This window comes from Paraglaciecola sp. G1-13 (assembly GCF_055809255.1).
The window spans coordinates 2,374,884-2,388,081 of record NZ_CM147903.1 but is presented as its reverse complement, the minus strand read 5'-3'; the positions used below and the strand labels follow the sequence as shown (position 1 = coordinate 2,388,081).

The window sequence follows — 13,198 nt, the reverse complement described above, 5'->3', positions numbered from 1 at the left end:
ACAATGCGCTAACGTATACAGCAAAGTTCATGCCCGAGATATATTTGGCTATGACCTTCATTTAAAAGAGAATTATAAAGTACGGCTGGGATAAAGCAGTGATACCTGCACCAATTTTGCCGGCAAAGCAGTCAAATGTACAAAAATGGTGCAAGGGCCAGGATTAACTACCCTTCTTGGTGATTTTGCTGTTCTCTTTAGGGGGAGCATCACCATGAGCGAAGCGTTTTATTTGCTTACAGGCAGCCAGTTTTTCAACTTTTGCACATCCGATATGGTCAAGTAAATCGTGTCTCGCGTGGCACTTTCTACGGTGAGGTCAAGTTGTTTAAGCCGTTGGTGACGCAGAGCCGTTACCGTCACGTTACTTTTGGCAGCATATTGATTATAAATTGTCAGTAAGTTTGCAGCGGACACTTGCCAGTCATCAAAACTGATCAGCTGATCGCCCACTTGTAGTCCAGCGTTATAGGCTGGCGTATTTTCGCTAACTTGGGTCACTAATACCCCGGTATCTGCAGCTTTAAAGGCTGCGCCAAACTGAGTTTTTTGGACCCGAGGAGCTGGCTTTCCACCCGCATCGCTGGCATCAATACGTGGGCGCTTGTGCAATGTCACCCCAAAGTCATGCAATAGGTCGCTGACCGGGAGCTCTTTGATTGTGTGCAATGCATCTTGCAGGAACGCAGCGAGTGGTAAACCCATCTCGTTGAGTACGATATGTTGAATAATGTCATCCGGCGTGCCTATATTCATTTTGCCATGGTGCTGCCATAAGTAACGCATGACATCGTCTAAGCTTTTGGTGTGTTGACTTGCCGCGCGTATGTGCAAATCAAGACACAGCGCGATAACAGCCCCTTTGACATAATAACTGACAATGTTGTTGATGGCGCTAGCATCTTGTTGATAGAACTTGGTCCAGGCGTCAAAGCTTGAGGCTGTAACGGTTTGTTTAAAGCGACCCGCATTACGCTCTAAACGCGTAAGCGTTTGGCCTAATACTTCTAAATAGCTTTCATTGTTCGTCACATGACTGCGGGTAAGGCTTAAATCGTCGTAGTAGCTGGTGAAGCCTTCGTAAATCCATAGTTGGGGAGTGTACGCTTCATGACTAAGGTTGCTGGCCTGCAGCGCAGCGGGTTTGGTACGTTTTACATGCCAAGTATGCAGAAATTCGTGGCTGCATAAACTCAAAAAAGTACGATAACCATCAGGCATGTGATCTGCTTGGACGGTACTGGGCAAATCATCTCTGCTGTAAAGCAATGCTGTAGAAGACATATGCTCAAGGCCGCCAAAATCTTTGCCTGTTAGCATGGTGATAAACAGATAGCGCTCAACGGGCGGCGTATCGCCGAATAAGGCGAAATGATGGGCGCAGAGTTTACGCAAGTCTGCTGCCATGCGCTGGGTATCGCTGCGATGTCCGCCGGCCAGAATTAACTCAAAGTGACAGGTATGTTCAGTGCTTTGTTGCGAAGAGGTGCTGGCTACTGGGGTAGCAACGTCAAAAGGCACGATATCGTAATTTCCCATTAAAATGGGATGGTCTATCAAGTCGTTGTAATTGTCAGCGCAGTAGTCCCCGAAATCGTGGTGCTTGGTGGCTTTAGCAAGGGGCAAGGTAGTTGCCACGCGCCAATGTTGACATTGGGCTTGTTCAGGCTTGATTAGGGTTACTAGCACAGGTGCTTCGCGGTGCTCTTTGATCGCTAGGAAAGTACTTGTGCCGTTAAAAAAGGCAAAATCGTCAAATACGTAAGCACTGCGTACCGATAAATCAAACGCGTAAACACTGTAATTTACCGTTATTGGGCCAGAGTTTGCTGGCAGTTTCCAAGTTTGTTTATCTAGTTTATGTATCGATAATGCCTGACCTTGGGCGTCTTGAGCGGATATTTCAACGATATTTTTCGCGAAATCCCTGATCATGTAACTGCCGGGTATCCAAGCGGGTAACGTCAGTTCATGACCATCACTTGAGGGCATATTAATCTGTAATGAGACGTCTAGCATATGCCCGGCAAGAGAAGAAACGTTGAGGGTGTAGTGGATATCAGCAGAATGTTGAAGCATGAACTAAAACCTTAAAAAACATGGAGATGACTGAAGTCGATTCGCATTGAATAAATTCAATTTGAGGATGAATCTTTACGAAAACACTTTATATTAAAGTAAATTTTACGTTAAATGGACAAAGTACAGTTTACTTTGTTTTTGATACTACAGGATATTTGACCTTTGCCACACAATAGCGGGCTATCAAGTGATGATTTATTTAAGCTGCGATCGATGCGACCGGGCATGATTGTAGACTTGCAAATTCACTCGCCAACATTAAAAAGACGAGTAAAAACGGAATTCGTGGGCATAGATGGGAGCCGAAATCTGATCTTCCGATTCCCTGATGAGAACAAGTGGGCAGGTCTTGGTGGCGCAATTTACATGAATAATACTATGATTGTGCGCTGCATTTTAGAAGATGAAACGGGAGAGATAGTCGCATTCAAAGTCAAAATAATCATAGTGATCACCCGGCCATCTAAGTTGGTATTTACCTCATTCCCGGAAAGTATTCAAAGTCACGGTTTACGCGCTGAACAGCGAGCCCAAACGCGCATCGCTGCGTTGTTAATTGATAGCCAAGAGCGCAGCCACATTGTACCTTGTTTGGTGCGCGATATTTCGAATCAGGGTTGTATGATCAGTATTGGGCGCGACGCAAAAGGGGTAAAGCCAACTGTGGATCAGGAGCTTGAGTTACTGATACCAAATTCAGAGGGGGATGACATCAGTTTGTCCGGTCATGTGCGAAATAAGAAAGAGGATGATACTCGGCATTATTTCGGGATCCAATTTTGCGATGATGAAAATGACGTGGCCAAGCTGCTGAGCCAACTATTAATCAATACCGAATAGCCTTGGCAAAAAGGCGGATAGACGGGACATTAGGTTTTCGGTATCCTCAAGCCAACTGTTAAATTATTGTTAAAAATAGAGCGAGAGTGTACATGCGCCGTATAGAAATCCTGTTGAATGAGTATGGTCACAGCCATACCAATAAGTTCAATATCTTAATTCACGCGATTGCCGTGCCGGCAATTTACTTTGTTACGTTGGGGCTACTGTGGTCTATTCCTCGCCCTGAACTGTTGATGCACTTCGATGTGACGTGGGCGCACATTGCAGTCATTCCAATGTTGGTGTACTACTTTCGATTATCAGGCCCTATTGGGGCCGCTATGACCCTATTGAGCGTCGTGTCTTTATACGGAATTATGCTGATTGAAAGCTCAATATACGAAGTATGGATTGTCTGTTTGGCTATCTTTGTGGTGATGTGGATCCTGCAGTTTGTGGGTCACAAAATCGAAGGTAAAAGCCCGTCCTTTTTCAAGGATGTGCAGTTTTTACTCGTAGGGCCTGCTTGGTGGTGGGTACATTGGCTTAAACGCATGAATATCGCGTACTAAACACCTCATCCCCGTTTTGAGCCATAATAGCTCTCAAGATGCGATAAACGGGGAAGGGCGCACGCCCAACCGTCAGCACTTGCTTCTTCTTTCCCGTATAATCGTGATTTAATTGGATTTTAATGGTGTTTCTTAAATGAAGTGGCAGGCGTTATTTGACACCCGTGAACGAATGTTTTGGACGCTACACACGCTTGGGTGGTGTGGTTTCGCGGTAATTTATTATATAGGTTCATTCCTGCACGATATGCGCAGTATTTGGCTGTTCGTGATTATCTTAAATGCCTATGCGGGTTGGTTATTGACCATTCCTTTGCGTTACATTTACGCCCGAGCTATGAAGCTCAGCCCGTTAAAAATGTTGATGGTGGTGTTAGTTAGCGTGTATACGATTGCGCTAATGTGGGCATTAGTGAAAAACATCAACTATTGGGAAATATATAAAAAGGGATATCGTCCTGAAGAATGGTACATGTATTTTACCAATACGGTGAATTCCTTAATCATGATTGGCTGCTGGACTGGGCTCTATTTTGGTATTAAAAACTACCAAATGTTGCTCAAAGAAAAACAAAATAGCCTCAGAGCATCCACCATGGCGCATCAAGCACACATCAAGATGTTACGTTACCAGCTTAATCCGCATTTTTTGTTTAATACCTTAAACGCCATTTCGACACTGATTTTAATGAAAGACAACAAAACCGCTGAGTCTATGGTAACTCGCCTCAGCGACTTCTTGCGCTATTCCCTAGATAAAGACCCTATAAAAAAAGTGCCATTGCGCCAAGAAATTGAGGCATTAACCCTTTATTTAGCCATCGAAAAAGTGCGCTTTGAAGACCGTTTGACTGTTATCTGGGATATTCAACCCAGTGCAAATGAAGCATTAGTGCCTAGCTTGATTTTGCAGCCATTAATCGAAAACTCCATCAAATATGCTATTTCAAAATTAGAAGAGGGTGGCTGTATTGCGATTTCAGCTAAAGTATTTGGCCGAGATCTGATGCTAGAAGTGACCGATAATGGGCCAGGGGCGGACATTGAAGAAGGCCAAATGTATCGCGAAAATGGCGTGGGTCTGCAAAATATTCAAGAGCGTTTGGACTCGTTATACAAAAATGATTTCTCATTTAGTATTTCTAATAGCCAGCCTTCTGGTATAAAAGTGTTTATTCGTATCCCATTTGAGACACAAGAAGCAGTGCATGAAAATTAACACTATTGTTATCGACGACGAGCCTCTAGCGCGCAAAGGCTTAGCGATGCGCTTGGGTCAGTTCGAAGAAATTAATCTTGTTGCCCAGTGTAAAAACGGACTTGAGGCGGTGACCCTCATTCCGCAGTTACGCCCAGACCTCATTTTCCTCGATATTCAAATGCCAGGCTTAAACGGCTTTCAAGTGATCAACAAGTTGCGTGAGCTTAACCAGCCTGTACCCATGATTATCTTTGTGACCGCTTATGACACATATGCAATAAAGGCATTTGATGCGCATGCGCTAGATTATGTGCTCAAACCCGTTGATGAGAAACGTTTGCGTGCAGCGGTAGATAAAGTCATCAGTCACGTGATGTTGCACAGTGAGTCAGATCATAAGCAAACGCTGGCCAAAGTAGTGGCTGATTTTACTGGGGATGATTGCGAGGATATTTTACGCCGATTAGCCAGTGGTGAAGCGCTCAATACCACGCAATACGGTGATGTGTTAGCGATTAAAGATGGCACAGAAGTAACGCGTGTCGCCGTCGCTGAAATTCAATGGATAGATGCCGCTGGCGATTACATGTGTGTACATGCGCTAGAGCAAACACATATTATGCGCCGGACCATGAAAGAGTTAGAAGAAGAGTTGGATCCGCGCATATTCGTAAGAGTGCATCGCTCAGCGATAGTGAATATCAAATATGTGCAAAAACTCGTCAGTCATATCAGTGGCGAATACCACTTAATATTATCCAATGGTACCGAGTTAAAGGTCAGCCGAAGCCACAGAGATAACGTTAAGAATATGATTAATAGCTAATATTTAGTAACAATCAGAGTAGAGTGAGTAGGCGAAATTGTCACGACTTCGAGTGACTAAATGGTTATATTCGGGTATTAGTTCACCTGCGTGATTGAGACAGACATGAATAAATTAATTTTAGTCGTTTTTACCCTTGGTATGCTACTTACAGGGTGTAGCTCAAAGTTCGCTTATAACAATATAGATTGGCTAATGTATTGGTACATAGACGACTACGTGGAGCTGGATAAAAGTCAGAAATCACTTTTAGATAACCACGTTGAACAATGGATGCACTGGCATCGTCAAGACGAACTGAGTGAGTATAAAGCCCACCTACAAACGGTTTATCAACAGGTTTCTGCGGGGCATGTTAGCAAGGCCCAGTGGTTGAATCATTTTGAAGAAGGCAAACAGCATTGGGTACGCTTTAGAGATCATGTTAGTCCTGAACTTGTTAATTTAGCCCCAAAATTAACCGATGAACAAGTCAAAGATTTGTTTGCCCAAATACAGAAGCAAAATGAAGAGCGCATTGAAAAACGCGCAGATCGCACATTTGACGAACGATTAGAAAAGAACATTGAAGATACTCAGGATAACGTTAAAGAGTTCATAGGAAAGCTAAGCAAAGCACAAAAAGAGATAGTGGTGAATTACGCTGATGACTTTAAGAGTAGCTTTGATTTATGGATGGATTATCGCCAACATATCCAGCAGGCGGCCTACGATATGTTACTCAACTCGCGTCATGAAGAAGACTTTACGTCGCGCTTTTTAGCGCTTTTGTCCCACCCTGAGCGCTATCAAAGTGACGAACTGACGGCTATTTCAGCCCATAATAATCAAGTATACGCTTCTATGCTTGAAGCGTTAGGCCAATCGCTAAGCCCAAAACAAAAGAAAAAAGCCCTCAATGAAATCGAAGATTTAATTGAGGACATAAGCGACTTGCAAGAAGATTGATAGCCGTTGCCGTGCGCAGAGTTGCCTATGCCGAGCGCTCAATAGTAGCCGAGCGCACAAACGTTGCATGCACAGAAATGCTGCGAGTAATACTATAGCGCGCACTTACAATAGCTCGTACTGATTTTGCTGTTCAGCAATACAATATTGATTGATCGCTAGAACATTTCTTCTTGAGGTAACCAGGCGCCAGCATTAACCAATTCGCTTATAAGCTGTACCCAAAAGTGATTGATCGTGAGCGCGGTGCCTTTATCCGTCTTCAAATCATATTGCCACGAAGGCGATTGAAGAAGTGCTCGCACTGCTTCGGCGTGCTCTGGTGGAGCAAAAAATGCTTGGCCTTCAATAAAAAACTCCAATGATGTGTTCTGCCCCGATTGCGCTAAGTAAATAGGGCGTATACCAGGTTGGCGCTCAAACACTGTTTGTTGTTGGAATAATACGAGTATCTCTTGCAAGGAATAATCAGGATTGTGTTGCTCATCGTAACCTTGATTTAGTTGGGTATCACTGAAGTGAGACGTCAGCCAACGCGTGAAGTCAGGGGAGTCGATGGCGTCATGCAGCATGTTTCGAAAACTGCGGATTTCCTCTTCGGCTAATTCACTGGGATCAGATCTTGGGGTTAATCCTTTGTCTTGGTAGCGTTTTTTAAATAAGCCTAAATCAATACTGTAATCCGCTAGTGATGAGAGTAAATCTTGTTGTGTTGGGGCGCGAAAGCCTACTGAATAATTCATGCAATCTTCTAATGCGACACCATTATGCGGGCAACCTGCAGGGATATATAGCATATCTCCCGAATGCAGTACCTCATCTATGACGGGGGTAAATCCCTGTATTTGACTGAGATCTGGATGAGGGTGGTAAGTTGAATATTCGCCTCGTTCACCCACTTGCCAGCGTCTGCTGCCCTTACCTTGAATAATAAATACATCGTATTGGTCCAAATGAGGGCCTACGCCGGCGCCGGCATTTGAAAAGCTCACCATCAGGTCATCTAAGCGCCAATAGGGGATAAAATTAAACATGCGAATAAGGGTGTCAGCTTCATCAACATGTTGATCAACACTTTGCACTAACAGGCTCCAGCTACCTTGGCAGGCATGTTCGAAGTCAGTGATTGGCCCGTGTTGAACGTGCCAGTTGGCATTTTCAGATGACACTACTCGCGAATCTATTCTTGGGTCTTGGGCTAAGCCCGCGAGCTCGTTTTCATCAAGAGGATCTACAAATTGCGAGAACGCCCCTTTGAACACGGCTGGGCGTTTTTGCCAGTGAGAGTCTAAAAATAGTGCTGGATCAAACTTGTCAAATACGTACATCGTGTGGAAAACCCTTGTGCCTTATAAAATTGCAGTGCGCTGAAAATAGGATGAATGAAGAAGGGGTTATTCGATTTCCCCTAGCAGCCAATAGGTTTTAATTTGCCCTAATCCTTTGATCTTGACTTTACCTCGTGGCTCGAAACAATACTTATGCTTTGCCATTTCGTAGGTAGACTGGGTCACTTGAATCTGGTTGGTTCGACCGTGGCTTTCCATTCTGGCCGCTAGGGTAACAGCTTCCCCCCACAAATCGTAACAGAATTTGCTGCGACCAATAACGCCTGCTACAACTTCCCCTGAGCCGATACCAATGCGTAGCCCAGTGGTTAAGTGATATTTACCTTGTAGCGCGCTAAAGGCTTCTTTTACCGCCAAGGCATAAGCACAACATTGTACCGCATGGGCGTTATTGCTTTCAGGTACGCCAGCTGCTGCCATATAGCCATCGCCAATGGTTTTTATTTTTTCCAATCCATGATGTTCACTTAATCGATCGAATTGACTAAAAACGTCGTCGAGTAAGTCGACCAACTCGTGGGCCTTAAGTGATTTTACCAGCAAGCTGAAATTCTCGAGATCGAGAAAGCATATTGAAGCTTGATCATACTGATCAGCGATTTTACCTTGTACGTTTTTTAAACGTTGAGCGATGGGGCGGGGCAAGATATTAAGCAGTAGTGCCTCTGAACGTTGATTGGCCATGGAAAGCTTGCGCTGGGTTCGCGTCATGTTTCGTCCAATATGCATACTGGCTAAGGTGCAGGATAAAGCGAGAAAAACGGCGCTGGAGAAACTGACGACCTGATGATATTCAGATAAATATTGTGGGTTAACTTGCCAAATATAAAATCCATCAATCAATAGAAAAACAATGACATGAGACTCAATACATACCCACATGGCGATAGTTTGGGTGTTAAAGATAAAAGGGCAAATGAACACGCCCAACAGTAAGTAGTAATGTACGTTCACATTAGCTTGCCAGACCACACATGACCAGGTGATGTAGCTGATAAAGACACCAACCAAGATGAATTTTGCTTCGCGTTGCAGACCCATACGATTCAGAAGAGGAACGAGACAAAAAAGCGCGCCGTGACTCACGACTAGGGTTACTTTATATCCGCCACCGAAGTGCCAATAATAAATAATAATGGGTACTTGTAACAAAAGTATAAATATCACCATTAGGCTGATGATATTGCTTATCCGCGTCGGATTAATGTCAGCCGTTGTATTTTGAGGAATGCCACACCAAATCCATGCATGCAATAATCGAGTGACCATAAGGTCTTCCATTTGACCGTGAGGGATTGAGTATAGGCTAAAAAGATGGGGTGTAAATTTGGGCGTTCAGGGAGCGAATAGCAGTGCAGTGTGGGGCACACAAGAGGGGAATGAATTCCCCTCTGATAATCTACATCTTAAATCTGGTTTACAAGCTCAACAGCTTGGCCGATGTAATTGGAAGGCGTCAGTGCTTTGAGCTGCGTTTTCGCTTCGTCTGGCAATTCGAGTCCATCGATAAACTCAGCCATGATTTGCTGATTTACTTTCTTGCCACGGGTTAATTCTTTAAGTTTTTCATATGGCTTTTCAATGCCATAACGACGCATAACGGTTTGAATCGGCTCTGCGAGTAATTCCCAGTTGTTGTCTAATTCATCCAGTAAACTCTGCTCATTCACTTGTAGCTTGCTGATCCCTTTCAGGGTGGCTTGGTAGGCAATGATGGCATAACCCACACCAACACCTAAGTTTCTTAGCACCGTTGAGTCAGTTAGATCGCGCTGCCAGCGAGATACAGGAAGTTTAGTGGCTAAGTGAACAAACAAAGCGTTGGCTAAGCCCAAATTACCTTCTGAGTTTTCAAAATCGATAGGATTCACTTTATGGGGCATAGTGGAAGAGCCAATTTCCCCCGCGATGGTTCTTTGCTTAAAGTGACCTAATGCAATATAGCCCCAAACATCACGGTTAAAATCAATCAGTATGGTGTTGAAACGTGCGATGGCATCGAATAACTCAGCGATATAATCATGGGGTTCAATTTGCGTGGTGAAAGGGTTCAATGTCACGCCTAAGCTAGCCACAAACTCTTCTGCAAACTGCGCCCAATCAAGATTAGGGTACGCGGATAAATGCGCGTTATAGTTACCAACGGCGCCGTTCACTTTACCTAGCACCGCGACGTTGGCAATTTGGTTACGCTGGCGCTCTAGACGATACGCCACGTTGGCCATTTCTTTGCCCATAGTAGTAGGTGAAGCGGGTTGACCGTGGGTACGTGCCATCATCGGAATATTCTGATATTCCTTGGCAAGGCGTTTAAGCTCGCTAATTAATTTGTCACTGTAGGGCAAGATAATGCTATCGCGCGCTTCTTTAAGCATCAGTGCGTGTGACATATTGTTGATGTCTTCTGAGGTACACGCAAAATGAATGAATTCATTTACTGCATTCAGCTCTGCGTTATCCGCTACTTGTTCTTTTAGAAAGTATTCAACCGCTTTAACATCATGGTTCGTGGTGCGCTCAATTTCTTTGATACGCCCTGCGTGGCTTTCATCAAACGTGGCCACTATGTTATCGAGTAATGTATTTGCCTCAGCGCTAAACGCGGGTACTTGCTCGATAGATGCAGTTGACGCTAATTTTTGTAACCAGCGAACTTCAACTTGTACCCGATACTTTAGTAAACCGAACTCACTGAATATACTGCGTAACTCTGCTGTTTTTTCAGCGTAACGCCCGTCAATGGGGGATACGGCGGTTAATGCGGATAACTGCATGAAATGTGTGCTCCTAACGTGATTGGTTAATTTGCGCTAATGCTTGTTCAGCGCACTCTAAAATGCGCTGCCGGTTGAATAATACTTGTCGGCGTTTACCGCCGAGCTGTCGCCACAATACAGCGGAGCGCAGACCTGCTAATAACAGAGCTCGCACCTTATGTTGATTATCACTTTGCTTGAGCAGCTCTGGGTCGCCAGATACTTGAATTTTCGCGGTAACAGGGCTAACAACATCACTGTATATACTGGCCAAATTAGACATCATTTGCCCTTCAAACAAATCTAAGTGAAGTTGTTGGCGTTTTATATGATTAATTCTGTCGCCCAATTCATTCATCCGCTTAGCTGAGCGGGCTAACTTGCGCTCAATACTCAGCAAATTAGCGATATAGCGAGTAATTTCTGTGTCTTTTGGGGTCGCGCTATTCCCAAGTTGCGCACGCAGCATGTCAAATCCGATTTTTAAATTGCCGATTTGGCCATACACCTGTTCGGTATTATCCGGTTCGATGATGATGATGCTTTCAATGCTCGCTTTGAATGCCTGCTCGTCGCACGTTCCATGCTTAGACACCTGTTTAACTAATGCTGCCGCTTGGCATACACCTGCTAATGCCAGACTTCTTTCTATTTCGCTGGTGTTTAAATTCTTCTTGTTCGAGTTTTGCATTAACGAATATAGCTCTCTATTATCCCGCCACCTAAGCAGACTTCATTTAAGTAAAACACGGCCGATTGCCCAGGAGTCACTGCTTTTTGTGGCTCATCGAACATAACCCGCACGTTGCCGTCAGATTCTGGTCTTAGTGTGCAAGCAATGTCTTCCTGGCGATAACGTGTCTTAACACTGCATTTCATTGGCGAGGTAGGTCCCGTTCGGTCGACCCAGTGCAATTGATTGGCAATTAAACCGTTAGAGTAAAGGCGAGGGTGGTCTGCACCTTGTCCAACAATCAAAACGTTACGCGCCATGTCTTTGTCAACCACGTACCATGGATCGTCACCGAACTCTTTCATGCCACCTATCATTAGCCCTTTGCGTTGACCCAAGGTGTGATACATCAGCCCCTGATGCTGGCCAATTTCTTGGCCTTCTGGCGTTTCGATAACGCCGGGCTGCGCAGGGAGGTACTGGGATAGAAAATCAGTGAATTTACGCTCACCAATAAAGCAAATGCCGGTGCTGTCTTTTTTATCGTGGGTGATAAGCCCTTGTTCTTGAGCAATTTCGCGTACTTGTGGTTTTTCTATATCACCAATTGGGAATAACGTCTGACCAACATGCTGTTCGCCTAAGGTATACAAAAAGTAGCTTTGGTCTTTGTTGTCATCCATACCGCGAAGCATTTGCCAATGGCCATCCACTTCACGGCGGCGCACATAATGTCCAGTCGCGATGTAATCGGCTTCAAGTTCTTCTGCGGCGAATTCAAGAAACGCTTTAAACTTAATTTCTTTGTTGCACATGATATCTGGGTTCGGCGTGCGCCCTGATTTGTATTCCTCAAGGAAATATTCAAACACGTTGTCCCAGTACTCTGCCGCAAAGTTAATTTGATGCAATACTATGCCGAGCTTATCTGCAACTGCTTGAGCGTCTTTTAGATCGTCAGCCGCTGCGCAATATTCATCATTGTCGTCTTCTTCCCAATTCTTCATGAAAAGACCTTCAACTTGATAGCCTTGCTGCAGCAAGATGTAGGCTGAAACAGAAGAATCGACACCACCTGACATACCAACAATAACCTTTTTCTGGCTATTACTGGCTAACTCGGTAGCACTAAGAGAATGAATATAAGGCATGATAAATAGTAAAGTCTCAGTAAAAATGGTGGCGAATTCTAGCAAATAACCGCGCATAGATCATCTGCATTGTAAGCATAATATGTGAAATTATGCTGTACGGGTGATGCTAATCGAGTTCCACATATTGACCGGTATCGATGCCGTCTAACGTCCAATTTCCGATTCGATAGCGAACTAGTCTAAGGGTAGGGAAGCCGATATGGGCAGTCATGCGTCTAACTTGGCGGTTTTTACCTTCGCTAATGGTGATAGATAGCCAACTGGTAGGAATGGACTGCCGAAAACGCACTGGCGGTGTGCGAGGCCATAAGGCGGGTTCGGGCATTGATTCAACCTTAGCAGGGCGAGTTAACCCATCTTTTAGTTCTACTCCGTCACGCAACGCTTGTAACTGTCGTTCTTGTGGGATCCCTTCCACTTGAACCCAATAGGTTTTTGACGTTTTCTTTTTAGGGTCGGTAAGTTTGCTTTGTAGTTTACCGTCATTAGTGAGAACAAGTAGACCTTCGCTGTCTTTATCTAAACGTCCGGATGCATAAATATCAGGAATAGGGATAAAATCCTTCAGGGTCTGTCTGCCAGTGGCATCGGTAAATTGGGTTAAGACATTAAAGGGTTTATTAAAAAGTACAATTTTTGTACGGCTGGCGGGTGTTTTTGGCTTTTTATATTGATCAATGTTCATTTCTTGTAACTTATTATGAATAAAACAGCTGAGTTATTTTGCACTCTGGCACGAATTGTTTATTATCTTCGGGCGAAATTTTCAATCTCACTTTACCTGATGTCAGGATCGGATGTGTTAATTCCTGATA

The 13,198-nt window shown here is 44.3% G+C and carries 12 protein-coding genes; 5 read left to right on the top strand and 7 right to left on the bottom strand.

Annotated elements, in window-relative coordinates; translation table 11 throughout:
* Positions 1 to 228 precede the first annotated feature (228 nt).
* Entirely contained in the window at positions 229 to 2,079 is a 1,851-nt protein-coding gene (locus AC0L6N_RS09960; RefSeq protein WP_473480962.1) for a M61 family metallopeptidase, read from the bottom strand.
* Positions 2,080 to 2,295: 216 nt separating this feature from the next.
* On the opposite strand from AC0L6N_RS09960, the gene AC0L6N_RS09955 reads away from it, so the two are divergent.
* From AC0L6N_RS09955 to AC0L6N_RS09935, 5 genes are all read left to right on the top strand, one after another.
* On the top strand, positions 2,296 to 2,922 hold the full coding sequence (locus AC0L6N_RS09955; RefSeq protein WP_473481309.1) for a PilZ domain-containing protein: 627 nt from the start codon (positions 2,296 to 2,298) through the stop codon (positions 2,920 to 2,922).
* A 92-nt stretch (positions 2,923 to 3,014) separates the two neighbouring features.
* A complete protein-coding gene (locus AC0L6N_RS09950; protein WP_473480960.1) occupies positions 3,015 to 3,476 on the top strand; it encodes an Mpo1 family 2-hydroxy fatty acid dioxygenase in 462 nt (153 codons plus the stop codon).
* A 136-nt stretch (positions 3,477 to 3,612) separates the two neighbouring features.
* Complete coding sequence (locus AC0L6N_RS09945) at positions 3,613 to 4,695, top strand: sensor histidine kinase (protein ID WP_473480958.1); 1,083 nt, start codon at positions 3,613 to 3,615, stop codon at positions 4,693 to 4,695.
* Positions 4,685 to 5,503 (top strand): LytR/AlgR family response regulator transcription factor, encoded by an 819-nt coding sequence (locus tag AC0L6N_RS09940; protein WP_473480956.1) that lies wholly within the window; start codon positions 4,685 to 4,687, stop codon positions 5,501 to 5,503. The genes AC0L6N_RS09945 and AC0L6N_RS09940 overlap by 11 nt, the downstream gene beginning before the upstream one ends.
* 105 nt (positions 5,504 to 5,608) lie before the next feature.
* Entirely contained in the window at positions 5,609 to 6,451 is an 843-nt protein-coding gene (locus AC0L6N_RS09935) for a DUF6279 family lipoprotein (RefSeq protein WP_473480955.1), read from the top strand.
* Positions 6,452 to 6,609: 158 nt separating this feature from the next.
* Here AC0L6N_RS09935 and AC0L6N_RS09930 read toward each other — a convergent pair whose 3' ends face one another.
* The 6 genes from AC0L6N_RS09930 to AC0L6N_RS09905 form a co-directional block, all read right to left on the bottom strand.
* Positions 6,610 to 7,779, bottom strand: a complete 1,170-nt coding sequence (locus tag AC0L6N_RS09930) for a cupin domain-containing protein (RefSeq protein ID WP_473480954.1) — start codon at positions 7,777 to 7,779, stop codon at positions 6,610 to 6,612.
* Between the two features lie 66 nt (positions 7,780 to 7,845).
* Positions 7,846 to 9,069, bottom strand: coding sequence for an adenylate/guanylate cyclase domain-containing protein (locus AC0L6N_RS09925; protein WP_473480953.1), 1,224 nt, complete (start codon positions 9,067 to 9,069; stop codon positions 7,846 to 7,848).
* Between the two features lie 137 nt (positions 9,070 to 9,206).
* Positions 9,207 to 10,574: an adenylosuccinate lyase gene (gene purB / locus AC0L6N_RS09920; protein ID WP_473480951.1), complete on the bottom strand. Its 1,368-nt coding sequence runs from the start codon at positions 10,572 to 10,574 to the stop codon at positions 9,207 to 9,209.
* Between the two features lie 13 nt (positions 10,575 to 10,587).
* Positions 10,588 to 11,247, bottom strand: coding sequence for a high frequency lysogenization protein HflD (gene hflD / locus AC0L6N_RS09915; protein WP_473480950.1), 660 nt, complete (start codon positions 11,245 to 11,247; stop codon positions 10,588 to 10,590).
* Entirely contained in the window at positions 11,247 to 12,380 is a 1,134-nt protein-coding gene (gene mnmA / locus AC0L6N_RS09910) for a tRNA 2-thiouridine(34) synthase MnmA (protein ID WP_473481308.1), read from the bottom strand. The genes hflD and mnmA overlap by 1 nt, the downstream gene beginning before the upstream one ends.
* 109 nt (positions 12,381 to 12,489) lie before the next feature.
* On the bottom strand, positions 12,490 to 13,068 hold the full coding sequence (locus AC0L6N_RS09905) for a pseudouridine synthase (protein ID WP_011575172.1): 579 nt from the start codon (positions 13,066 to 13,068) through the stop codon (positions 12,490 to 12,492).
* Positions 13,069 to 13,198: the final 130 nt, after the last annotated feature.